Annotated in this window: 18 protein-coding genes; 10 read left to right on the forward strand and 8 right to left on the reverse strand. The window is 41.6% G+C overall.

Translation table 11 applies throughout. The annotated features are described in order from the left end of the window. Positions 1-263: 263 nt before the first annotated feature. Positions 264-950 (reverse strand): magnesium protoporphyrin IX methyltransferase, encoded by a 687-nt coding sequence (gene bchM / locus RMY31_RS31160; protein WP_322664924.1) that lies wholly within the window; start codon positions 948-950, stop codon positions 264-266. A gap of 544 nt (positions 951-1494) precedes the next feature. Here bchM and RMY31_RS31165 point away from each other — a divergent pair. Beyond that, positions 1495-3576, forward strand: a complete 2082-nt coding sequence (locus RMY31_RS31165) for a cation:proton antiporter (RefSeq protein ID WP_322664926.1) — start codon at positions 1495-1497, stop codon at positions 3574-3576. 156 nt (positions 3577-3732) lie between these two features. Here the strand turns inward: RMY31_RS31165 and RMY31_RS31170 are convergent, their stop codons facing one another. The 5 genes from RMY31_RS31170 to nagA form a co-directional block, all read right to left on the reverse strand. Further along, positions 3733-4140 (reverse strand): DUF4288 domain-containing protein, encoded by a 408-nt coding sequence (locus tag RMY31_RS31170; RefSeq protein WP_409878948.1) that lies wholly within the window; start codon positions 4138-4140, stop codon positions 3733-3735. Further along, positions 4118-4411 carry a hypothetical protein gene (locus RMY31_RS31175; RefSeq protein ID WP_322664930.1) on the reverse strand — a complete coding sequence of 98 codons (294 nt, stop codon included), beginning with the start codon at positions 4409-4411 and terminating at the stop codon, positions 4118-4120. The genes RMY31_RS31170 and RMY31_RS31175 overlap by 23 nt, the downstream gene beginning before the upstream one ends. A gap of 110 nt (positions 4412-4521) precedes the next feature. Beyond that, a complete protein-coding gene (locus RMY31_RS31180) occupies positions 4522-7167 on the reverse strand; it encodes a tetratricopeptide repeat protein (protein WP_322664932.1) in 2646 nt (881 codons plus the stop codon). A 306-nt stretch (positions 7168-7473) separates the two neighbouring features. Further along, positions 7474-7881, reverse strand: coding sequence for a hypothetical protein (locus tag RMY31_RS31185; protein ID WP_322664934.1), 408 nt, complete (start codon positions 7879-7881; stop codon positions 7474-7476). Between the two features lie 61 nt (positions 7882-7942). Then, positions 7943-9124 carry an N-acetylglucosamine-6-phosphate deacetylase gene (nagA, locus tag RMY31_RS31190; protein WP_322664936.1) on the reverse strand — a complete coding sequence of 394 codons (1182 nt, stop codon included), beginning with the start codon at positions 9122-9124 and terminating at the stop codon, positions 7943-7945. Between the two features lie 239 nt (positions 9125-9363). On the opposite strand from nagA, the gene purE reads away from it, so the two are divergent. From purE to RMY31_RS31225, 7 genes are all read left to right on the forward strand, one after another. Beyond that, positions 9364-9879 carry a 5-(carboxyamino)imidazole ribonucleotide mutase gene (purE, locus tag RMY31_RS31195; RefSeq protein WP_322664938.1) on the forward strand — a complete coding sequence of 172 codons (516 nt, stop codon included), beginning with the start codon at positions 9364-9366 and terminating at the stop codon, positions 9877-9879. Positions 9880-10346: 467 nt separating this feature from the next. After that, positions 10347-11813 (forward strand): ammonium transporter, encoded by a 1467-nt coding sequence (locus RMY31_RS31200; RefSeq protein ID WP_322664940.1) that lies wholly within the window; start codon positions 10347-10349, stop codon positions 11811-11813. A gap of 367 nt (positions 11814-12180) precedes the next feature. Continuing rightward, on the forward strand, positions 12181-13752 hold the full coding sequence (locus tag RMY31_RS31205) for an ammonium transporter (RefSeq protein ID WP_322664974.1): 1572 nt from the start codon (positions 12181-12183) through the stop codon (positions 13750-13752). Between the two features lie 218 nt (positions 13753-13970). Then, entirely contained in the window at positions 13971-14294 is a 324-nt protein-coding gene (locus RMY31_RS31210; RefSeq protein WP_322664942.1) for a YnfA family protein, read from the forward strand. Between the two features lie 596 nt (positions 14295-14890). Next, positions 14891-16261, forward strand: a complete 1371-nt coding sequence (locus RMY31_RS31215) for an ammonium transporter (RefSeq protein WP_409878957.1) — start codon at positions 14891-14893, stop codon at positions 16259-16261. Positions 16262-16335: 74 nt separating this feature from the next. After that, entirely contained in the window at positions 16336-17163 is an 828-nt protein-coding gene (locus RMY31_RS31220; RefSeq protein ID WP_322664946.1) for an SGNH/GDSL hydrolase family protein, read from the forward strand. A 163-nt stretch (positions 17164-17326) separates the two neighbouring features. Continuing rightward, the gene (locus tag RMY31_RS31225; protein ID WP_322664948.1) at positions 17327-18535 is read left to right on the forward strand and encodes a 4-hydroxy-3-methylbut-2-enyl diphosphate reductase; all 1209 of its coding nucleotides are present in this window, start codon (positions 17327-17329) and stop codon (positions 18533-18535) included. 973 nt (positions 18536-19508) lie between these two features. On the opposite strand, the gene RMY31_RS31230 is transcribed toward RMY31_RS31225, so the two are convergent. Further along, complete coding sequence (locus tag RMY31_RS31230) at positions 19509-21239, reverse strand: iron uptake porin (RefSeq protein ID WP_322664950.1); 1731 nt, start codon at positions 21237-21239, stop codon at positions 19509-19511. 213 nt (positions 21240-21452) lie between these two features. Between RMY31_RS31230 and RMY31_RS31235 the strand changes: the two genes are divergently transcribed. Continuing rightward, positions 21453-24062, forward strand: a complete 2610-nt coding sequence (locus RMY31_RS31235; protein WP_322664952.1) for a hypothetical protein — start codon at positions 21453-21455, stop codon at positions 24060-24062. A 58-nt stretch (positions 24063-24120) separates the two neighbouring features. Here the strand turns inward: RMY31_RS31235 and RMY31_RS31240 are convergent, their stop codons facing one another. Beyond that, on the reverse strand, positions 24121-24312 hold the full coding sequence (locus tag RMY31_RS31240) for a hypothetical protein (protein ID WP_322664954.1): 192 nt from the start codon (positions 24310-24312) through the stop codon (positions 24121-24123). Positions 24313-24730: 418 nt separating this feature from the next. On the opposite strand from RMY31_RS31240, the gene thrC reads away from it, so the two are divergent. After that, positions 24731-25822 carry a threonine synthase gene (gene thrC, locus RMY31_RS31245; protein ID WP_322664956.1) on the forward strand — a complete coding sequence of 364 codons (1092 nt, stop codon included), beginning with the start codon at positions 24731-24733 and terminating at the stop codon, positions 25820-25822. The last annotated feature ends 149 nt before the right edge of the window (positions 25823-25971 follow it).

The raw sequence follows: 25971 nt of genomic DNA on the forward strand, positions 1-25971 counted from the left end.
GTCTATACTGACCCTGGTCTTGATGCCTACGAGCAAAAGTACCGAGAGCGCACGTTGAACAACTTGAAGAAAAAAGCCCAGGCTTTTGGCTTAGAACTCATCCCTATTTCCAACGCTACGGAATGTGTTTCTTAGGAGATAACGTGTTGAAGCTAATCATTAAAAATAAAAATCCCAAAGACAGAGGAAACTGGCAGCAAATTTTGTAATAATTTTCATAATCGCGGCAGAGGATATTTAAGTATCTTGCCGCAATTTTAACCCTACTTACGTGTAGCTTCCAATAAGCGGGAGAAATAGAATCGCGTCTTATTCATAGACTCTCGTTGTACTGAAAAGCCATTACTTTCTAGAATTTTCACCACATCAGCTTCCCGGTGCAGATAAGCACGAGTTGTTTTACTCGCTCCCGGAAAGAAACTACCAATTTTCTTGAGTATACTCAAAGCGCAGGTCTTGGGCGCAAAACTGAGAATTATCCTTGACTGTGCTAAAGAACAGAGGTGAGAAATCATTTCATCGGCTTTTTCTTGAGGGTAGTGGATGAGAACATCCAAACAAATAACCGTGTGGTAACTACCACTCAATGATTCCAAATCTTGGACAGCAAAAGTTGGGTTGTCGGCATTTCCCAAAGTTTGTAATGCTCTATTCTTGCCTTCTGACACCATTTTTTCAGAAATATCACTAGCATAGACCTTGGCACCATCTGCGGCTAGGGGAATGCTGAGACTACCCACACCACATCCAGCATCGCAGATTGATAACTCTGGTAAATTGTTATCTGCTTTCAGCCAGCCGATGACAGTATCCACAGTTTTCTGGTGTCCATTGCGGATGTCTAGCTGGACTTTGTTGACTTCGCCATCGCCGTAAATCCGCCTCCAGCGGTCAAACCCTGTGGAATTGAAATACTCACGAACAATCGTTTTATCGTCGGCTGCGTTCATAAACTTCGATTTTAAGGGTTCCCAATGCTTAAAATTATCACCAATAGCAACCGTTAAGAACCCTCTTCCAAATTTTTCTATATTAATATCTTACGCATATACGAAGATACTTGCGTACCGATGCTGGTGATTTGAACTTAGCAAAACTACGGTTCCCTATTTTAACATAAGTTTCCAGTCTGGAACCAAATGTAGATTGACAAATTAGTTTTTTAAATCTACGAATTAGGATCGCTATTTTCGATTTAACCCTTACTATGTATATTTTGATTGGGTTTTAACCAAAATTGTAATTGTCCTATAGTTGAAATAACTATCATTTGTAAATAATATATATTACTATTTAGACAGTGATAAATTTAGTTGCTGAAAAATCTATTATTATTTCTGACCTAAGATTTAAAAACACCTTCTCAAGATAGAATCAGGGATGCGATCGCAACATTTATGCTGTTCAAAGTTTAAGTTTTGTTAATTTCTTGCCTTTGTTGAAAAAAACCATTTGCAAATGATTAGTTTTTCCATTTAGCGTTATTCATTAAACATGGCACTTAACTCGCTAGTAGACAGTCCTATTATTGCATTTACAATTCTCCTGACAGTAATCTTTACTGTACCTCCAATATTTGAAAAACTACGACTTCCTGGATTAGTGGGTTTACTGGTAGCAGGTGTAGTACTAGGACAAAATGGGTTAAAACTGTTAGATTCAGAGTCTGAAACTATCAAGTTGCTCTCGGATATTGGCAAGATTTATTTGATGTTCGTAGCAGGTTTAGAAATAGACTTAGAGCAGTTTCGTAAAACTAAAAATCGCTCAATTGGATTTGGTAGTTTGACATTTTTAGTACCATTAATTGCTGGTATTATTACAGGGCGTTTATTCAATTTTAGTTGGAATGCTTCTGTTCTCATTGGTTCTTTACTTGCCTCCCATACTTTATTGGCATATCCAATTGTAAGTCGGCTGGGAGTTGTTACGAATGAAGCTGTAACCGTCACTATTGGGGCAACAATTTTTACTGACACAGGTGCTTTGCTAGTGCTAGCAATTTGTGTTGGCATCCACGGAGGAGAATTCTCAGCTCTGAGTTTAGCAACTTTATTGGGTGGACTAGCAATTTACTCAGCTATAGTCTTGTTTGGCTTTGACTGGGCCGGAAAAGAGTTCTTTCGCCGTTCTGGAGATGAACAAAGTAATCAGTTTTTGTTTATCTTACTAGCATTATTTTTAGCATCTGTCGGAGCGCAGGTAATTGGAGTCGAAAAAATTGTTGGTGCGTTTTTAGCGGGTTTAGCAGTCAACGACGTTTTAGGACGCAGTCCAGTTAAAGAAAAAATTGAGTTTATTGGTAGTGTTTTGTTTATCCCTTGTTTCTTTGTAGACATGGGATTGTTGATTGATATCCCTGCATTTCTTAAAACCCTGAGTTCAATTTGGCTGACTGTGGTAATTGTAGTGGCTTTGATTGGCAGCAAATTTATAGCAGCCTTCTTAGCAAAACTCTTATACCGTTACAATACAGCAGAATTGCTCACAATGTGGTCATTGTCACTGCCACAGGTAGCAGCTACATTAGCAGCAACTTTGGTTGCCTATCAAACCGTAAATCCTGCTGGTGAACGGTTAATTAATGAAGGTGTTTTAAATAGTGTAATTGTTTTGATGCTGGTTACTGCAATTCTCGGCCCGATAATCACAGCTAGATTTGCTACTTCGTTACAGCTTTCTCCTACAGATTTTGAAACAGATAAACTAACAACTTGGTGGGGAAATTCTGAGGAACAGTTGGCAGAGAAAAATGATGAACCATTCACTGTAATAGTGCCGATATACAATCCTCAAACCCAGCGCTATTTGATAGAAATGGCAGCACTTTTAGCTCGTCATGAATCTGGACGGATTGTGCCATTAGCTATAACCAAAGCCCATATCCATATGGACGATCCGCAATTAGTAATAGCACTAGATCTAAGTAAACAAAGATTGAATTTAGCTAGAGAAATCAGTCAAGAATTTGATGTAGAGGTGTCACCTGCGATTCGGATTGATGATGATGCAGCTTTAGGAATTAGCCGCACCAGTCGAGAACAAAACGCTAGTTTAGTGGTGATGGGTTGGTCGCGGACAACAGGCTTGCGTGCCCGCTTATTTGGTAGTGTAATTGACAGTGTTTTTTGGTCTTCTCATTGTCAGGTAGCAGTCACACGTCTTTTGAGTAGTCCTACAACCATTCAAAGGATTCTTGTACCAGTTGGAGACTTGACGCGACAAACTGTAGGTGCTGTGCGGTTCGCTCAAATTTTGGCTGATGTTAATCAGGCTGAGGTGGTGTTGTTACACGTGAGCGATCGCAAAACACCCCAAACTTTGGTAGAAAGATTTACATCTCAATGGTCTGATATCGCTGCTAAAACTCAGTTACAAGTAAATACAAACATTCAAACAATTAGGGATGATGATATTTCTAGAGTCATACTTCGGGAATCTCAAGCATTTGATTTAGCAGTGTTACGTTCTGTGCGTTATCGCACAGCTGGTGGACTAGCTGTTAGCCAAGTGACAACGCAGTTAATTCAAGAATTGAAATGTTCAATTGTGCTGTTGGGCGAGCCTAACTCTTGATACGGGAGTAAACGCAAGTAGAATAGCTCTGGTAAATTGCGATCGCTTTTGGGTCAGTCTATTTAGCGATCGCTTGGACAGATTTTTCAGGATGGAGTCTCATGCAAAGATGTAAAGCGCTTTTAACATAGGTGAAGCGATCGCGTGATTTTATAACTATTCTGCAAATTGCTCTCTAGACAATAATGGCTCAAACGAGTGGTAAGCCTTATAATTCCGAAAATGTCGAGCATATAAATCAACACCATCTTCAGATGAATCAAAGTCATCATACAAAACTGAATTCACGTCTACCACTTGTTGCAAAGACCAAGTAATAGTTTCTCCATTTTCATTTGTATAGCTGACGCTTTCATTTTTACCGTGATTCCAAGCTTTGTCTTTTGCTGACTCTAAAGAAGTAGCTTTAATCAGAACAAAGCTTTCTTGGTACAAAGGTTGATAATCAGGTTTATCTGAGGATGATTTATAGAGAATGATAGCAATGTAGAAAGATTCTGTTTTATTTGCACTTTCACTTTTCATCCCATGTTCTCCACAGCTACTTTTTGAATCTATTATCATTCAATAATTTCCAAGCTTTTTTCCCACTAGCAGATTTGTTTTTCTTAATGTCTTCTAAATAAGAGTTGAGAAACTCACTAGGAAACTCTCGCCTAATCGATGCTTTTCGGCACACACTAATAAAAGTATCAGCAAACAAACTTAAGTTGTCGTTGGCTTCACAAGTATCCCCTGGCCTAAATTGGCTTATTATTAGTAAGCTTTGCTGAGATAAGCTTGCATAGTTGTAATTATAGGTTAAAGGTTGGGAATAAACAGCAATGGTTTGCATAAACCATCCCATAGTGAAAAGACTAACCAATGATTTTAGTAGATATTTTTGCAGCATATAGTTGAAAAATAGCTGATTATTTGCGTTTTCATAAGATAGCGAATTATAGTTTACCGTTTAACCCAAGCGTGTACCCAACGCCACAACCGACGCAACCAACCCCAGAACCCACGATGGGAAACTACAGGCGTTTGTGGTTGAGAAAGACGCTCAATTGCATTGTTGCAAAGTTGTACGTTAGTATCAATTCCTATTGCCTGAAACAGTTCGCGGGCATTGCGATAAGCACCCAGCGCGTCTGATTTTCGATTGACGTTTTGTAATGCTCCACCCAAATTGAGCCATGCGTTAGCTTCGCCATATGCATCGCCTATCTTTATAGCCAGTGTTAAGGATTCCTGATAAAACTCTATCGCCAGATAAAATTCTCCCTGAGAGTGTAAAGCAGCACCTAAATTGCCTAGAGCAATGCCCTCCCCACTGCGATCGCCTAGCTCCCTAGCGATTTGCAAATGCTGCTGATGAAACTCTATTGCCAGATGAAACTGTCCCAAGGCTTGGTAAGCATTACCCAAATTACCTAGGGCATTGCCCTCTCCACTATGAGCGCCTATCTCCTTGGCAATTTGTAAATGCTGCTGGTGAAACTCTATTGCTAGATGAAACTGCCCCAAAGCTTGGTAATCATTGCCTAAATTGCTTAAGGCAATGCCCTGACCATTACGATCGCCTATCTCCTTAGCAATTTGCAAATGCTGCTGATGACACTCTATTGCTAAATGAAACTGACCCTGGTATCGGTAAGCAAGGCCTAAACCTGCTAAGGAATTGCCCTCCCCATTGCGATTGCCTATCTCCCTAGCAATTTTCAAAGACTGTTGGAGAAAATCTATTGCTAAATGAAACTGCCCTAGGGATCTGTAAGCATTACCCAAATTGTTTAGAGAACTGCCCTGTCCATTGCGATCGCCTATCTCCCTGGCAATTTGTAAATGCTGCTGGTATAGTTCAACTGCTTTCTGAAACTGCCCCAAGGCGTGGTAAGCATTGCCTAAATTGCCTAGAGCAATACTTTCCCCATTGCGCTCGCCTGTCTCTCTAGTGATTTGTAAATGCTGCTGGTAAAACTCTATCGCCAGATGAAACTGCCCCAAGGCGTGGTAAGCATTACCCAAATTGCCCAAGGCAGCTCCTTCTTCATTACGCTCGCCTATTTCTCTAGCGATTTGTAAATGCTGCTGGTGAAACTCTATCGACTGCTGGTAGTTTCCTAGAAAGCGGTAAGCAATACCTAAATAATTGAGAGCAGTTGAATACTTCTTGTTGTCTCTGTTAATATCTTTTTTCCATACTTCTATTAACTGTCTACATAAATTCACTTGCTCTGTATAGTAGCCCCGCAACTTCAAAAAAACATAGTAGGTTCTTAATATCTCGAATGCTGCATCATATTTTTCTAGTTGATACCAGTGATAAAAAACTTCTAGATGTTCCTTGATATCTTCTTTAATCTGCCAGGGTTTTGGTTTAACATTCAAAAGATAGTAATAAATTGCTCGTTGATGTGCCTCAGCCCGATCGCCAGCTTTATACCGTACATATTCCAACACCACTGGCTGAAACTCAAACCGCTGCTTACCGTTGAGTTTTTCTACCAACAAAGAACGCTTAACCAGATTCCTCAATTCTCTCTCAATCTCTGGTTTTGAACTTCCTGGCAACACCGCTACTGTCGCTGCACTGTCAACGACTCCACGATAAACGCTGATATTGAGCAATAGAGCTTTTTGTAACTCATTCAATCTATTAAAACTGGCATTCAACACCAAAACCATCCCCACATTTTCCCGGCGATGCACACCTACCACTTGAGAATCTGTTAACAACTGCCGCAAATTCCCTAAACCTAAATCTGCTAATCGTATTAAATTCGGGTCTTGGGGATATTCTTCTTTTAATAAATCTGCTACCAAGCGCAACAGTAGGGGATGCCCATCTACTAATTCGACAAATTCCCCTAAATCCCCGCGAATGCCCAATGCAGTTAAAAGTGCTACCCCTTCTTCTACTTGCAAACCTTTCAGAGGTAGCCACTCAAAGCCCTTTAATTCCGGTCTTTCTCTGGTAGTGACTAACACCTTACTATTACCGCCAGATTCTACCCAAGCGTTGAAAAAATCGCCGTAGAATAAACTTCCCCACTGTCTATCTGGTTGTAATAGACTCTCCAGGTTGTCAATAATCAGTAAAAATTGACCAGAACGCAAACACTTAACCAACGCTTCTACTAACTGCGCTTCTTGTTCTGGAACTGGAAAGCCAAATTCTGTTAACACTTCCCTAGCTAAATCGCTAAAACTTTCCCCATTACTGACATCACCCCAAAATCGCTTAGGAAAACCCTCTATTTCGTCATAAATTTTAGCTGCCAGCATCGATTTACCCATGCCACCGATGCCTTCTATGCCAATTAAAAAAGTATTTTTATCAGTTAACCATTGATTTATTTGGGCAATTTCTGTTTTTCGTCCCTGCCAGTAAGCCAAACGTTTAGGAGAGTTGCCAGCTTTGAGAACCCCTGGTGATTCTACTTTGGGGATTTGTTGCAATCGCTCTAGTATTGGTTCTATTCGCTCAACAATAATCTTGACTTCTGCTGCATTTATCTGCCCGATTTGAGTCACCTGACTTTTATCGTAGGCAGTGAGGTTCATTTCTATATTATTCGGGTTGCTGGGGTTGGATTCTTCAGCCATTGCTTACAGCAGGTCAAAATTATATTTGATATTGTGGCTGTGAACTCAAAATTTGGTGTTTGGAACTTGAAATTTCGCGTTCAAAACTTGGAATTTTGTGCTTAGAACTCGAAACTTTGTGTTCGGAACTTGAAATTTCGTCTTCAAAACTCGAAACTTTGCGTTCAGAACTTGAAATTTGGTGTTCGGAACTCGGAATTTTGTGCTTGGAATTCGGAACTTCGTGTTTGGAACTCAGAATTTCGTCTTCAGAACTCAAAACATCAAAATTTGTAGGGTGGGCAATACTCTGCCAACCCTACTCAATTAAAAACTCACTTGGTTTGCGTCAATCTTCCCAACTTGCTTGACTGTACTTTGGTCGTAAGCATTAGCATTCATCTGAATATTGTCTCCGGGTTTGTCAGCCGATGCTTGCAAAATGTGAGCTATTTCCTCGGCAAGTGCTGTATCAGCATCCAAAATCTTTTTCAGTTGCACCCGCAAACTTGCTTGTAAATCTTCATCCTCTGGCTTTTGCGCTACATCCGTTGCTGCTTCTTTCGCTGCTTCCTTTGCTTCTACTTTGGGATGTAATTTAGCCCAAATAGCTTTAGCTTTATTCCAAACATCTTCACCTACTTTTTGAGATGCCCCTTCTACGGCTTTATTACCTACATTCAACAAAAATGGCAGACAGGGAGCGAGAATTTTAACAAGTAGAGCTATATCCATTGGTTTATGAAGTCTATTTAGTTTATTTACATACATAGATGTAAACTAACTTTACGCAAATTTAGCTCAACAATCGCTGCCAAGTGAGTTCTTTTGTAGCTTCATCCCAATGCCAGCGTAATAAATTGGCAGGTTGATTTGGGGAAATTCCTGATAATCCAATTGCCTGTCTGGGTGCATCAGTAGCAAGTAAGATGGCGCTTTCTACGTCACAAATCCCCCACTTCACTAAATTCTGCACTCCCACCAATAAGGGTAAAGTTGTCCCCGATAAAGTGCCATCAGGCAATCGTGCAGTACCATTTTTAACTTCTATTTGCCGACTGTCCCAAGGATACACGCCATCGGGTAGCCCCAAAGGTGCAAGGGCATCGCTAACCAGGAACAGTCCTTTCTCATAACAGCTAGCGCGAAGCAAGATTTGCAACATCGTAGGCGAAACATGCTGCCCATCGGCAATAAAACCACACATAACATCAGGATGAGTAATTGCTGCGCCTAATAATCCTGGTTCGCGGTGATGTAACAGTGGCATGGCATTGAAAGCATGAGTTACCATCGTTGCACCGAGTTCAAAAGCACGTTGTGCTTGAGTGGCTGTTGCCTGAGAATGTCCTAAACTAACGGTGATGCCCAAAGAACGCAAATATGGAATTACTTCACCTGTAGGATCTAACTCCGGCGCTAGGGTGATGACTTTTACAACATGGGCATAATCACCCAAAACCCGCTTTAACTCGTCAATTGTTAAGGGAAATAAGTACTCTGCCGGGTGTGCGCCGCGCTTTTGGAAATTCAAAAACGGGCCTTCTAAATGTACTCCGAGAATCTTGGCACCTGTTTTTTGACTAGGGATAATATCAGCGATAACAGCAAGCGATCGCTGAATATTATCTACCGAAGTTGTCACCAATGTCGGTAAAAATCCATCTACCCCAACATTCCATAAAAATTGCGAGATTTTCGCTAATAGTTGAGAATCTGCGGTTGTTAAATCGGGAAATGCTAATCCCAACGCACCATTAATCTGTAAATCAACTCCACCTAAAGAAATCCAGTCACCAGCCACATCCAATACTTGTAAGTCTGGTGCTGAAACTCGCTTAAATACTGTACTCATCGGTAAGATTTGCTTAAGTATGCCCTCATGAACCAACAGCATTTGCAAATCTTTGTAACCAGGTACTCGCGCATTGATAATATCTACATTCGTAGCGATGGGACTTTGTGTTGCTTTGGTCATCACATTGGCCAGAGAATAAATCAGTCTCACCCGATTTTAGTTGAAGAAGGCAGAAGGCAGGAGGCAGGAGGCAGAAGGCAATCAGGAGAAGATTCTACCCTTCCTAATTGAACAGCGGCAATACAGGCGGAAATCTTAAACCGGAAAATAACCAATTCAGAGTTACATCAAACAATCGGTGATTAATCCAAAATCCAAAATCTAAAATCCAAAATCCAAAATCTAAAATCCAAAATTCTATGACTCCCCTTGTCGGTATTATTATGGGCAGCGATTCCGATTTGCCCACCATGAAAGATGCGATCGCAGTGTGTGAAGAATTTGGCATCGAGAATGAAGTAGCGATCATTTCTGCCCATCGTACTCCAGAACGTATGGTGCAGTATGCTCAACAAGCCCACCAACGCGGTATCAAGGTAATTATCGCCGGTGCGGGTGGTGCTGCCCATCTTCCGGGCATGGTAGCATCTCTTACACCACTGCCAGTTATTGGTGTTCCCGTACCCACCCGTAACCTACAAGGCGTTGATTCCTTATATTCTATTGTCCAGATGCCAGCAGGTATCCCAGTAGCAACAGTAGCCATAGGCAATGCTAAGAATGCAGGGCTGTTGGCAGTGCAAATTCTCGCAACCCAACAACCAGAATTACTAGAAAAAGTGCAACAATATCGCCAAGCCCTATCTGAATCAGTAATGGCAAAGCAAGCAAAACTAGAACAACTAGGTTACGAGCAATATTTAAAACAACTTTAAATTCACAATTGCTTAACTTTTTGTAGATAAAATTAATAACATTCTTGACTGTTCTCTCTTGAGATTGGGAAATACTTATCCTGTAGAGAATACAGTTGCTTTATTGAATGTGTTAGTAGCTACTGAATGTAGTATGAACTTGAGAAATGTATCCCACGATACAGAATTTTGGTTTAACTAAATAGAAAATCAATCAAAATTTATTCATTTGTTACGTAGATTCACTAGAGGTGCAACAAAAAGTAATCTCATAATTATTGTGGGTAACGTTGATATATTTTCTCTCAATCAAGTTCGTTGAGATTAAAAAAGATTGAGTGAGAGAAAAAATAAATAACCGACATAAATAATGAGATAATTATTGCCAAATTCTTGGCTAAAACCTTGTTTAGCAAATTTAACTAATTTATGTCGGTAAGGCTATTACCAACATTAATTACCGCCTTTTAGGCAGGAAAAAACAAGCAATGAATCAGCGTACTCGACCGTGGCATCGCTTACTAGCGATAGCGATAGGTTCGATGGTGTTTGCAGTTTTTGCACCTACAGTTGTACAGGCGGCAGCTCCTCCAACCCTTCAGTCTTTATCAGAAACTACAACGAAGCTGCAAGTTTCAATTGATACGACTTGGGTACTGCTTTCTGGGTTTTTAGTATTCTTCATGCAAACCAGCTTTGCCATGTTAGAAGCAGGTTTGATACGTCAAAGAAGTGTAGTCAACGCCTTGTTGGAAAACTTCATTAATGCTGCCGTAACTATTTTGGCATGGTGGGCGATCGGCTTTGGTATCGCTTTCGGTACAAGTGCAGGCGGATTTTTTGGCATAGATAACTTCTTTCTCAGCCAACTACCCAGTGCTGATGGTAGCTACCCATTAGGCGCACCTGGTTCTACAGCCGCCATCAATACATACACCTTATTCTTTTTCCAATTTGCCTTTGCTGCTACTGCCTGTATCATCACGACTGGTTCAATGCTTGGCAGAACAGACTTTATTGGTGACTTAATTTACAGTGCGATTGTGGGTGCGATCGCCTACCCAATTATTGTCCACTGGGCTTGGAACTATAACGGCTGGTTAAGTAAATTAAGCTACCATGATTTCGCTGGAGGTTCCGTTGTCCACACAGTTGGTGGTTGGACAGCGCTGATTGGTGCTTATTTACTTGGTCCCCGTCCCGATCGCCCTGCTTGGGGAACACTTCCACCAGCCCACAATTTGGGGTTGGCGACTCTGGGAACAATGATTTTGTGGTTTGGCTGGTATGGGTTCAACCCTGGTTCAACTTTAGGCACAGTGAATACTGGATTGATTGGTTTGGTGACAATCAATACTACACTTGCCGCAGGTGCAGGGCCACTGTCAGCCATAATTTTCCGTTACATCCGCATAGGTAAGTGGGATTTGGTTTATTGTCTCAATGGTTCGCTAGCCGGATTAGTGGCAATTACAGCTGCTTGCGCTTATGTTGCTCCTTGGGCTGCTGTTTTAATTGGACTAACAGCTGGAATTTTGGTTGTGCTAGGAGTGGATTTGCTTGAGTCACTCCACATTGACGACCCAGTGGGGGCATTTAGCGTCCACGGTATCAATGGCATGATGGGTATTCTCTCTATCGGCTTGTTAGGTCAGGCAGAACTCACCTTGAATAAAAAAGCAGGCTTATTTTTAGGCGGTGGTTTTGATTTGTTGGGCGTACAACTTCTGGGTGTAGTGGCGATCGCAGTTTTCACAGTGTCATTTGCCTTTTTAATGTACGGCGGACTGAAAGCGATCGGGCATCTGCGTGTTAATCCTGAAGCAGATCGTATTGGCATTGATGCATACGAACACGGTGCGTCAGTATGGCCTGATGTTTATCCAGTTGAGAAATTTATTGAAGAAGAAAATCATACCAATACTCCCGGGGTTAGCACTTTTGAGAATGAGTAGAACAGTCAACCTTGAGCTGAATAGTGTTTACTGAGTAAAAATAAGAACTATAATTATCAGTCAAATGATATTGACAATTTCGTAATGTTACTCTCTCAACTGATGATTTTTAAATGATTAAAGATTAAGTGAAGAGGACTTGACTCTTACGAAAAATACATAATATTGTCTTAATAATAACCTAAAAAATATTTACAAATGTACCTTTTATTTCCTAAACTCCTATTTAGGTTATTGCAATTTCTGACTTGTAAACAAGAGGTTTAAATGAAAAATATCAAAAACCACAAGATTTAATATTGATCGTTTTTTTGCTTAACCTGTTTTTTCAGTATCAAGGATACTTAAGAGAACAATGTCCAAACTCATGTATCAACATAAATCGCCAGGAAAAAGTAGGCGATTATCAGCAAGAAATTACGCTAAAACTAGACAATTTAACTCAAAATTCCAGATATTTACTCGAGCAATTAAACAACTATCTCCCAGTTGGCAAGCTTGCTTACCACTAGCTTGTTTGATTGTTTTGGGTTGGGGTTATGTCGCAGTTGCTCAAACTCCTGCCACAGGGCCAACGACAGCGGAACTCAAAATTGCTCTTGACACCTTGTGGGTAGCGATCGCGGCCTTTTTGGTATTTTTCATGAACGCTGGTTTTTGTATGTTAGAAACCGGCTTCTGTCGCCAAAAAAATGCTGTCAACGTTCTTGCTAAAAACTTGATTGTCTTTGCTCTAGCCACCGTTGCCTTTTGGGCCATTGGTTTTGGATTAATGTTTGGCAATGGCAATGATTTTATTGGATTAAGTGGGTTTTTCCTATCAGGAGCAGATAACAGTCCTGCAACAGCAAAAGATTATCAAGGTGTTTTTGAAGCTATTAGTTGGGCTGGTGTACCCCTAGCTGCTAAATTTTTATTCCAGCTGGTTTTTGCTGGAACAGCAGCCACGATTGTTTCTGGTGCAGTTGCAGAACGAATCAAGTTTGTTGACTTCCTAATTTTCAGTCTCTTACTCGTAGGTATTGCCTACCCCATTACCGGACACTGGATTTGGGGAACTGGTTGGCTAGCAGACATGGGTTTCTGGGATTTTGCAGGTTCTACGGTAGTTCACTCAGTTGGCGGTTGGGCCGCTTTGATGGGAGCTGCATTTCTCGGGCCACGCATTGGTAAATATCAAGACAAGCAACTCGTTGCCATGCCTGGTCATAACATGAGTATTGCCACCTTGGGTTGCTTGATTCTGTGGTTGGGCTGGTTTGGTTTTAACCCTGGTTCTGTAATGGCTGCCGATCCCAGTGCGATTACTCACATTGCTTTAACAACCAATATGGCAGGGGCAGTCGGTGGTATTGCCGCCACAATTACAGCTTGGTTGTATTTGGGTAAGCCAGACCTGTCAATGATTATCAATGGTATTTTGGCTGGCTTAGTTGGTATTACAGCATCTTGTGCTTACGTCACCATTAGCAGTTCTTTTATTATTGGCTTGATTGCTGGGGTTTTAGTAGTTTTTGCTGTGACATTCTTTGACAAACTCGGCATTGATGACCCAGTGGGAGCTACCTCAGTTCACCTAGTTTGCGGTATTTGGGGAACTTTGGCTGTTGGTCTGTGGGCTGTCGGGCCTGGTGTTTATTCCTGGTATGGTGCAGGACTAGGGCCAGCAAAGGGTTTATTTGCAGGTGGTGGACTAGGACAATTTGGCGTTCAGCTACTTGGTGTTGTCTCAGTAGGCGGTATGACAGTTCTCCTTAGCACTATATTCTGGCTAGTACTGAAAGCAACTTTAGGTATCAGAGTTTCTAGAGAAGAAGAACTGGAAGGTTTGGATATTGGCGAACACGGTATGGAAGCCTACAGTGGATTCCTCAAAGAGGCTAGTGCAGTGGCGTTTCCCGAAGGACATAGTGCCGGAATCAAACCAGATCAATATTGAGTAGTTTGATTTTTTTGCTAATAAATATCCGCCTCTTCAACTTTTGTTGTTCATACAAGTGGCGGTTTTTTGATGCAAAATTACAAATCAGCAAATTTTTTGGCTGTTAACTGTCAACGAGCATCACGAGTGATTATACAACGCCAGATGTGTTTTAGCTTTAATAAGTTACTATTGCCGTGTAATTTTTTCCTATGTGAAACTAACAAATTAATTAGATGATTAAGTCACTGCTTTATTTTATATGGGCTGGTTTATTTGAAATAGGAGGTGGCTATTTGATGTGGTTGTGGTTGCGGCAAGGTAAATCAGTTTGGTGGGGAATATTAGGTGGGATTGCTTTAGCTTGCTATGGCGCGATCGCAACTCTCCAACCTGCAAATTTTGGCAGAGTTTATGCAGCTTATGGTGGTGTATTTATTGCAATGGCTATGCTTTGGAGTTGGAAGGTAGACAGGGTAACTCCAGATAGCTACGACCTTATCGGTGCTTGTTTAGCCTTGGTGAGTGTTTTTATGATCGTGTTTGCACCCAGAATATAATTGACCAGTCCTGTCGGGGTGATTCTGGATCTAGAAGAAATTTAGCCCTGAAGATTTAGTTTCGAGTTCCTGAATCCATCATGATGTTATTAGTAACTTCGTAGGGGGTGTGACCCCTGATGCACCTAATTTTGATTTTAGGTGACTACAAATGTTGGAAGGCAGTAAAACATCTATGCGAGAGACAGAAATAAAAGTCATTACATATTTATCCAAGTATATTAAGAACGCTAAAGAGAATTTGCAAGACTTAGAAATTCTCTTCACTGTCTTCGTTTTTAACAGTAGGTAACTGAAACACTAGAAATTATGTAGCGTTCAAACAAAATGCTATTACCTGTAAAAAATATGCAAAAATTACAATGTTTCACTCTTACTTAACACTTAAGTATCTGCAATGAAGATTATATTTTTGTTAACCTTTCGAGAAAAACCAAACTTAAGTAACATTCAAGACAAAAACGAGTAGCAAAAAGTAATGAAATGTATTTAAGTATACATATTTTTTGAACTTCAGGAACAAGGAATAAAAAGAAGTGTTGAAGAAAGTTATCACGATTGGGGCTGTTACCCTATTGCTGCTGGGAGGGCCGCTAATGGGCAACGCCTTGGCCCAAACACAAACTCCGGCTCCTGTGGCTCCGCCTGCTGCCGATACAGGAGATATAGCATTTATGCTGATTTCAGCAGCACTTGTTCTGCTGATGACACCAGGATTGGCGTTTTTTTACGGTGGATTTGTGCGATCGCGCAACGTCCTGAATACGATATTGATGAGCTTCGTACTCATGGCGATCGTCGGAGTTACTTGGATTTTGTGGGGCTATAGCCTTGCCTTTGCACCCGGATTATCCTTCATTGGCGGATTGCAGTGGTTGGGTTTGAATGGTGTCGGGTTAGAGATAACTGATTATCTCAAAGGGTCAAACCCAGCGGAAGTTGTTTCCTATGCAGCAACGATTCCCCACCAGGCATTCATGATTTATCAAGCCATGTTTGCCATTATCACCCCTGCTCTAATTTCTGGGGCGATCGCTGAGCGAATGAGCTTCCGTGCCTATAGCTTGTTTGTCTTGTTATGGTCAACATTTGTTTACGCTCCCCTAGCTCATATGGTTTGGGCTAAAGGTGGATTCTTAGGCTTGTACGGCGGTTTGGGTGCCCTTGACTTTGCAGGGGGTACAGTCGTGCATATTAGCTCCGGCGTTTCTGCCCTCGTAGCAGCGATCGTCCTCGGCCCCCGCAAAACCCATCCTGACCGCCTCAGTCCTCCACACAACGTACCGTTTATTTTGTTGGGTGCTGGCTTACTCTGGTTTGGCTGGTTTGGTTTCAATGCTGGCAGTGCTTTATCTGTAGCTAGTGGAACTTCGGGTAACTTAGCAACAAACTTAGCCACAACAGCCTTTGTTGCCACCAATACTTCTGCGGCTGCGGCTACTTTAATGTGGCTGATTTTAGAAGCAGCTTTACGCGGTAAACCAACCGCCGTGGGAGCTGCGACAGGAGCAGTTGCTGGCTTGGTGGGTATTACTCCAGCAGCTGGATTTGTTACACCCCTATCAGCAATTTTAATTGGTTTTATCACGGCCTTTGTTTGCTTTTATGCGGTGAGTTTCAAGCACAAGCTGCAAGTTGACGATGCTTTAGATACTTTTCCCGTACATGGTGTTGGTGGTACAGTGGGTGCAATTTTGACGGCAATTTTTGCCACCGTTGAAGTCAACTCGGCAGGTAAAGATGGAGTATTGCGCGGTAATTTCGGCGAACTGGGGGTTGAACTAGCAGCAATTATCATTGCCTATGCGATTGCTGCGGTGGGTACTTGGATCATTTTGAAGGTTATCGATGCTACAGTCGGTCTGCGAGTTAAGGAAGAAACTGAATACCAAGGTTTGGATATCAACGAACATGGCGAAGAAGGTTATAATTCCGAGTTCGGCGATGGCATAAAGGTTTCAGAGTAATTTCGGAAGATACTGTAATTTTTGGCGCTGGCGAATTAGAATCTGAGTCAAATCATTGGTAAAATTCGCTAGTCGTGTCCACATCTATAAAAACCTTTCCTGTCTGGGCATTTTTCTCGCTGTTAACCAACGGCATACTCATGTTGGCGGTGATCCTGCTGATTTGGCAACAGCAGCGATCGACCGCTTTTTTTAGCACTACACCTTCCCCATCTGATGGCAGTCAATCCCAAGCTGTTGCACCAGAGTTAGGTCCCCGTCATAAACTCAATTACCAGCAATGGCTAGACATTCTCCAGAAAGAAGCTAATGTAGCTGCCCAAAAAAGTCCCCAGCGCTTAAGCATAATGGCGGGTGATTCTCTAAGTTTGTGGTTTCCCATTGAATTATTACCTGAAGATAGATACTGGCTCAATCAGGGAATTTCTGGCGAAACTAGCTATGGACTGTTAAAAAGATTGGATTTATTTGACCGCACCCAACCACAAATAATTTTTGTGATGATTGGCATCAATGACTTGATCCGGGGGGTAAGCGATGAGGTCATTTTAGATAATCAACGGCAAATTATAAGTTACCTGCGAAGGGTGCATCCCAAAACGCAAATCGTTATCCAGTCAATTTTGCCGCACGGAGACAAAGAAGCAACATGGGAAGGACGGGACAAACTCCTGGCTATTACTAATAGTCGGATTCGCCAGTTAAATCAACAACTGCAAAACATAGCTACTAAAGAAGATGTTAAATATCTTGATTTGTATCCTTTATTTACCAACCAACAAGGAAATCTGCGCCCCGAATTCTCTACTGATGGCTTACACTTAAGTCCCATTGGTTATGTTGTTTGGCGTACCGCATTGCAGATTTATAGTCAGATGGAATTGGAAAGTCAGAAAAATTGATGGAATCGGGTCTGCTGTAAATTAGCCTCTGTATTATGTTCGTCAAAGAGCAGTTTTCCTACCTCTGTGCCCATGTCTGCCAAGAAATTTCCTCCACTCTACCCAACTAAATTGCGTCTTGGCGCGAGACAATCAGAAAGAAAAGACATTAATAAATAGCACAATGGATACAAAAGCCTTTAAACGTACACTCCAGCATTCAGAAAATTACAATCGTAAGGGATTTGGTCACCAAGCAGAAGTCGCCACCCAGTTGCAATCTGAATATCAGAGTAACTTGATTCAAGAAATTCGCGATCGCAACTACACCTTGCAACGAGGTGATGTCACTATCCACCTAGCAGAAGCTTTTGGCTTTTGCTGGGGTGTAGAACGTGCTGTAGCCATGGCTTATGAAACTCGCAAGCACTTTCCCCAAGAACGCATCTGGATGACTAATGAGATCATTCACAATCCTGATGTGAACCAGCGGATGCAAGAAATGAAAGTAGAATTTATTCCTGTTGAAGCAGGTATCAAAGATTTTTCTATTGTTGACACTGGTGATGTGGTCATATTACCTGCTTTTGGGGCCAGCGTTCAAGAAATGCAGTTACTTAACGATAAAGGTTGCAAAATTGTTGATACCACTTGCCCTTGGGTATCTAAAGTTTGGAATACTGTTGAGAAACATAAAAAAGGCGATCACACTTCAATAATTCACGGTAAATATAAGCATGAAGAAACTGTTGCGACTAGTTCCTTTGCTGGCAAATATCTGATTGTATTGAATTTGCGGGAAGCAGAATATGTTGCTGACTACATTCTCAATGGTGGGAACCGTGACGAATTTATTCAGAAATTTGCTAAAGCTTGTTCCCCAGGATTTGACCCCGATAAAGACTTAGAAAGAGTTGGTATTGCTAACCAAACTACAATGCTCAAAGGCGAAACAGAGCAAATTGGCAAGCTCTTTGAGCGTACTATGATGCAAAAGTATGGCCCTACTGAATTAAATCAGCACTTCCAAAGCTTCAATACCATCTGTGATGCTACTCAAGAACGGCAAGATGCAATGTTGGAGTTGGTGCAAAAAAATCTAGATTTAATCGTCGTAATTGGTGGGTTTAATTCATCAAACACTACTCAATTACAACAAATTGCCATTGAACGTGGACTTCCTTCTTATCACATCAATAATGTTGAGCGAATTAAGTTAGGAAATTTTATTGAACATCGGCAATTAAATGGAGATATGGTAATTACAGAAAACTGGTTGCCAGAAGGGGAAATTGTTGTAGGAATTACTTCTGGTGCTTCTACACCGGATAAGGTAGTAGAAGATGTGATTGAGAAGATTTTTAGATTGAAAGCAACAGCATCAGCGCTTTGAGAGGAATTTCACTTCCAATCCCGCGCTAATAGGTAAATTAGTGCGATGAAACTCAAACACTTAATGTTTTATCAAGAAAAAGTAAAAGGGTAAGGGTTTTTCTCTTCCCTTTTACTTTTTGCAATTTAGTTTTACTCATCTAGTTATTTTTAATACATATATTTTCAAGTTTTGATCTAAAGCAAATATATAGAAATATCTGTTGTATTTTTGACTATTTGCCATTTTGGCAACTTGCAAAACAAAATTTTGATATATTGCAGAAATTACCAAGATGTTTTTACTAGTTATACTTATGACGGGATTCAACCCGTCTTTTCTATTTTTCAGTTTTTGGCATTTTGGCAACTCATTAAAAAATTTATGTGATATATTTACGAGAATTGCAAGGATTAGCTATGATTGCAACACTTAGTATGGTATGAATAGCCATTATTTGTGTTAATATCAACTGTCCTTGCAACTTCTTTAATTTTTTCTTTTTTTATAAAGTCTAAGGTGTATTGCCACTTTCAAGCTATTTAGGCGGGGTAAAACCCGTCTTTTATTTTGCTTATTGAGTCGGGGCACGACTTTGATATAGGCGCTGGATAGAAAAATAATTGTAAGTTAAGGCGCATTATGAATGCATAAATATTTGTTGTAATCGTTGACTAATGACTGTTTAGTTATATCAACATTTTTAGGATTTTTTAAGATGTATTTAATAATACTCAATTAAGGCAATATCAGCTTTTATGAGATTTGGACACATCCTATAGGAAGATGACCTAGCACAAGAATAATAGGTAAATTAATCCGGGATGTTGTTATGCACTGGATTTATAGAGGGGTTTGGCTCACCGCCAAACCTTTTTTCTTGGTACTTCAGAAAAGGGTTTTACCAATGGCTAAAGAGCTATTTTTCATTTTTAATTCCGCGCAATGGCACGACAAAATATCATAGTTTTTGAACTATGTAGTTGTAGAATTGTTAAAAAGTAAAAGTACTCCGGAGAATGCCAATAGTAACCGGATCGTTGTTTGGTGTATGACCAGGTTCCAAGATGTGAATTACAGCTGGTGTAATACTAATGTTATCTGTTAACTGGAAACGATAAAAAGCTTCGATTTGAGTAGTTGTTCCTGGTTGCCCGCCTGCACGTCCTAAACCTGTATTGATAAAGTCAGGGACATTATTACCCACATTGAGAGTGCTACTCGTGATTTTAGGTGGTTGACCAATATAAATTCCACCTAAATTTCCTTTGGCAAATAAATCAGGGAAATTCACAAAGACCATGTAATTTGTCGTTTCTACATTTCCCGATTGCCCAGGAATATAGGACTTAGTATAACCACCCCAAGCGCCTAAAGTCAGGTTGGGCGAAATTTGCCAATTTACGGTAGCACCAACAGCATTGGTTTGTAAGGGTGCTGATTTTCCTGTACTGCTATTAACCGCAGTTAAACATTCATCGCCTACAAAGGTTAGTAAACAGCCATCTGAAGAATAGTTATTGACATAATACAAACTAACATCAACTGTGTCAGTAGGTGTTAATAACAATTGCACACCCGTAGTGGTGTTTCCATCAAATAAACCACTGCGTTGACCGGGATTACCGGGTTTATAACTAGTATAAATTGCTTGTAAACTAGCACGTTTAGCAAATTGCCAATCTATGGCAATGCCACCGTGGCCGTACCCCATATTTAAAATTGGGTTTCTTTGAGCGAAATAAGATAATGGCCCTGTGGCAGCGCTTTCCACTCGGTTTGGTCCTCGGAAAGCACTGGGCATACTCACGTTTTCTGTTCCTACCATCACTGCTAAGTTATCAGTGACTAGCCAGTGATAATTGAGGTCACTGATGATAAAGTTATCGGTAGGAAATTCGTAGCCCATGATGACATCATTGCGCGAAACTCTATCGCGTGTGACATCGTTATTGTCAAATCTAGGTGCAGTGCCACCTTTACCAGCTAATAAACCTGTGAATAAGTAACTACGAGGGCTAAATTGACTAGTTAAATACAGCTGCGTCAAGGATATAACATCAGTGTTTGTACCACCATCTTGCGTATCTTGGATACTATCTCTGGGATTAACATCACCACGATTGCTAGTTCGTCCTTGAACGCCAATTATATGCAGTCCGGTGAGTTTAGTCGTAGCAGAGAACTGGTTGGTTGCAATTTCAGCGGTGCGCGTTTCTAAACTATCAACTCGACCCCGCAAAGTCGTTAATTCAGCAGCAAATTCTGTTTGTAATCTTTGCAAAGTTACTAAATCTTGTTTGGTTACCAAATCAGCTGTAGCTGTAGCAATCAGTTCGTTAACTCGGTCTAAGCAAGCATTCACACCAGCAGCAAATTCATACCGACTGATAGCGCGATTACCACGATATTGCTCATCTGGATAACCTGCAATGCAGCCGTAGCGTTCTACCAAAGACTGCAAAGCTTGGAACGCCCAATCTGTGGGTTGTACATCCTTCAGTTGTGAAACCGATGTAACTTGTGCCATCGGCTCAGTATTGTCTTGTAAATACTGCTCGCCAAAATAGGTAGAAGATATAGGGAGATAGTTTAAGTTTAAATCTATACTTGCATTGGTATTCGTGCCTCTAGAATCTTGAGCGATCGCTTTTGACACGACTGTGTTAAATCCTACAACTATTAACCATACAGCTATCCAGGTTTTGCCGTTGCTCCGACTCATTAATCTAGCTTTCAACTTTCTACACTCTACTACCATACTTAAGCAAGAGTGTATTAAGAATCATCTATTGATGACATGAGAGAATTTACCTACTTTTAAAATTGCCATAAGAAAATTTACCTATTTTATACCCAACTAGACTGTAAAGATTTTCAGCAACATTTGAAAGCGCGAGTATAAAAGAAACAATAATTGGATTGACTAAGAACTAACATGGTACATCGTTCGCGCAAGCTGACGGCAAAATCTTCTGGACGCAATCAGCCTCGTACAGGTGCGGTCAAACGCATCTCCCGCAAACATTGGGAAAAGCACGTCAGTTCCTACACTTCAGGTACTCTTCAAGAACCCCTTCAAGAAACGCAGTCGTCACCTGAATCGGAAAAACCCCACTTGCTACAACGGAGGGAAACCTTAGAAGTTCTCCCAGAGGAAAACCCTCCCGGAGCCTTGTCCGAGCGCGCAGAGGACATCTACAATTCAGTAAAGCCAACGACACTTGCTACCCTGCGGGAAGCCGCGCAAAGCGCGTCTACAACGCCGGAAAGCGCAACGCAGCATCTCTGTGACGCACTGGCTCCGCAAAAGAAAGGTTGGTTTTCGTCAACGCTGGCGCTCGTAATTTTACTGAGTGGCGCTGGGTTAGTTATGGCTTTTACTTGGTTTAGTATTCTTTTCATATTCAATCCAGCACAAATAGGCTGGTTGAATAAATTTTTACCTGAATGGGCGCAAATACCCCTTGGCTATAGCGAACCCCCTCAAACTCTGCAACAAATTCAAGAGAAGCTGAGTAAACAAAAACAAATTGCCGGGAAAACTCTGCCTTTAGATGACGAAGAAAACTCGCTTTTGTTACCGATTGTGCAGCAGCGTGCCAATTGTCAGTCTAATTGTCAAGAAATTGTGGAACTGAGAGTTTATCAACGCTCAACTGACTTGGAGTTTCAATCGCAGTCAGATACATACTTTCGCTTGGCACATTACCTACCTATAACTGGGCCAGAAGAATCTTTAGCGATCGCTCCCTTGAATAATGCAACATCAGAAGACTACGATGCTAATACTCCTCTACCTTTGACCGCAATCAAACGCTTTGAAGGTGATGGTGTATCACCGGGAATTTGGTTTTCTTTGCAAGGTCAGCGCCAACAAGGAACCAATGCGATCGCTTACGGTCAGATTGTCTACTACAATCCAGGACGTACTAACCTACAACAGATGTTGTCTTGGACAAATCCCAATGGACAATTGCCTAAATGGCAGCAGGTGACTGGTGGAGGTGCAAAAGAATTAGTTATCGATCGAACAGTGGGTTTGGAACCGCAGTTACGCGTTTACCAAGTCAAAAATGTGAAGCTGTACCTCAACCCCATTCAACTAGAAGCGATTTCTCTCCAACCACCAGCCTTGAAGGATTCTGCTTACCAAAATGCCTTGTTAATTGCTCGCAGTGGTTTGTGGACACCAGCTTTTGAGTGGTTGCAATTCATCCGAAAACAGCGAAAAGGAATTTTACCAGCAGCACAAGCGCAAATTGATGTGATTCGCTTGCACGCCCAACTTTCTAAGGCCCAAGCCGAGAAAACTTGGGCCAGTCCTAGTCAACAAGTGCTAGCAGAGTTGATTGATGGTCGCTGGGAAAAAGCTTTACAGGTGTTTGCAGCATCACCTCAAAATAGACAGGAAATTGCCACCCTACTCAAAGCAGATACCGGACGGTTATGGAATCGCACCGTAGCCGCCTTGCAAGTGAAGCCAGATAGACCAGAAGTGCAAGCTTGGGCAGCGCTAATTTTAGCAGAGAAGCAGGGGGAAGGACGGGCTAATTCTTGGTTAAAGGCGCGACCAAAAATTACAAACGCCACCGTTACGTATATTCAAGGTCTGTTAAAACAACTCAATGAAGATCGGGCATCTCAAACTTCCAGTCACCCCAGCCAAATTGTAGGTACGGTGCAACCTATCTCAAAAGTTAACCCGAAGGAGTGGCTACCAGTACCAAAAGCAGACCTGACACTCACAAACAACGAAGTTTGGTATCAGATAGAAGTGAGTGCATTTAATGACGGCAAACGCTGGCTCAATTCCCCCTTTGGAAATTTGCGATTACCCAAAGATTTTCCAGCCAAATTTTTATGGGAAACTTTGGGGATTAATATCGACCCCATCATCCAGATAATTGTTCGGCTACCGAATGGAGAACAACAAACAACTTCTGCCACTATCAAAGGAGTGCAACTGCAAAATGGAGTACTGCGGCTATTAGCTGCTGGAGAAGCTATTGCTGAGAATCAAAAAAACGTGCAACCACTAACTCTAGCTTTGACAGATAATGCATTAGAGTGGGTGCAGCCAGCTCCCATTACCCTGGCAGAACTTTATCAGCAAAATCCACGAGCAGTGGAAAATATATTACCGATTGTCTGGCGTTCTCTACAACGATCGGGTCAGATTTCAGATGGTGATGTCCCTAAGTTCTTGCAGATTCAGGAGCAGATAGGTCACTGGCCTGTTCAAGTAATTGATTTAACAAATGACAATAAACCAGAAACCGTCTTAACTGTCTCTCAAGAAGCCATAGGCTCCTTGAAGGATTTTAAAATGACAACTCAGGAAAGCGAGAAAATTCCGTACCGTTCCCGTACCCTAATCCTGTCTGATAGTGGTAAGGTCATTTATACGGATTTTCAGGAAAGTTCCCAACAAGTACTTACAGCGATCGCCAAGATTTCAAGTGGGCAATCCCTAGCTTTATTAGTAGAGAATGCCAACAACTATAGTCTGAAGCGGTGGTCAACTAAAAATCAGCGTTTTGAATAGCAGCCCCTTACCTAAATCCAGACCGTAGAAGTCAGGCATTATCATCTAGAAAACTAACCTATTCCTCTTGGTCGCTAGCAACTTGCCGTTGCTCCTTCAGATTTTGCAATTGCTTCAACAAAGATTCCACCTCTGCTTGCAGACTTCTCAGCTTCACTTGCTGATCGTCTTGGTAACAAGATTTTGTTAAATCACTTACCCAAAGAGTCTGGGAGCGGTATTCGGAAACACTAGATGAATAAGTAGGCATCGCTAAATGAATATAAAAATTAACTCACACCATTGGTAAATAATATAATAATGTAAGTTTAAGGTTTGTTAAATGATTGTATATTTTCAATCACTTACTCTAATACATTACTGGTGTTTTTATAAGTGACTGCGATTGTATCGGTTGGGTTCCAGAGGGAGGGTAGAGGGGCACAGGGGCACGGGAGAGTGTTAACAACTAAGCTCTGCACTCTTAAATTCTGCCTCCATATGATAAACTGAGCATTTTACAGAAAGTAAAAATTGCAAGTAAGATGCTTGCCTGAAAAGAGATAATATTCTTCTGGAATGAAAAATCTGCACAATGGGAACTGAAAACGAGAAACTTAACTTTCTTGTTTATTACCCAATACCGTGTTTGTCTATTTCTAATCCTTAGTTAAAAAGTTTTAAATCCCGTGACTGTAAGCCTGTCTGCTGCTAAATCTCATCGCCAACCCTGGCCCGGACTGATAGAAGCCTATCGCGAGTATTTGCCTGTTAGTGAAAAAACGCCTGTCGTTACCTTGCTGGAGGGAAATACTCCGTTGATTCCGGTGCCCGCGATCGCAGAACATATTGGCAGACAAGTACGTGTATTTGTAAAATACGACGGTCTTAACCCGACTGGTAGCTTCAAAGACCGGGGCATGACAATGGCAATTTCTAAGGCTAAAGAAACCGGGTCAAAGGCGGTAATTTGTGCCAGCACGGGTAACACCTCTGCCGCCGCCGCCGCCTATGCTAAGCGTGGCGGTATGAATGCTTTTGTACTGATTCCCGATGGCTATGTGGCGCTGGGTAAGTTGGCGCAGGCGTTGCTGTATGGGGCAGAGGTACTGGCAATTAAAGGTAATTTTGACCAAGCACTAGAGATTGTCCGCGAGATGGCAGAAAGCTATCCGATAACTTTGGTGAATTCGGTAAATCCCTACCGCTTGGAAGGGCAGAAAACAGGAGCTTTTGAAATTGTCGATGTGCTGGGTGATGCCCCAGATTGGTTGTGTATCCCGGTAGGTAATGCGGGGAATATCACAGCATATTGGATGGGGTTTTGTCAATACCATCAAGCAGGTAAGTGCGATCGCCTACCCCGGATGATGGGATTTCAAGCAGCAGGTGCAGCTCCTTTAGTGAGTGGTAAACCAGTAGCCCATCCTGAAACTTTAGCTACAGCAATTCGCATTGGCAATCCAGCTAGTTGGGAGTTAGCGATCGCAGCGCAATCAGCAAGTCAAGGAAATTTCCACGCTGTTACCGACGCAGAAATTCTTGATGCTTATCGACTGTTAGCAGCATCCGAAGGTATTTTCTGCGAACCTGCCAGTGCTGCTTCCGTAGCAGGTTTGTTGCAAGTCAAAGACCAAATCCCCACCGGGGCGACAGTGGTTTGTATCCTTACTGGCAACGGTCTAAAAGACCCAGATACAGCTATTAAGCACAGTCATAGTCAATTTAAACAGGGTATTGTGGCTGAACTTGGAGCAGTAGCAGAGGCGATGGGATTTTAGAAGTCACTGAAGTTTGCTTAGAGAGAGATCCTCTTGGCAACTTCTCGCGCTCGTACTGATAAACCAGCCAGAGCAAACGTACCTCAATTTTGTAGTTGTGGCAGTTAAAGTCCGTTCGCAGTCTAAATTTGAGGTATTTTAAGCGGTGA

The organism is Dendronalium sp. ChiSLP03b (assembly GCF_034531165.2).
Taxonomy (GTDB): Bacteria; Cyanobacteriota; Cyanobacteriia; order Cyanobacteriales; family Nostocaceae; genus Dendronalium; species Dendronalium minutum.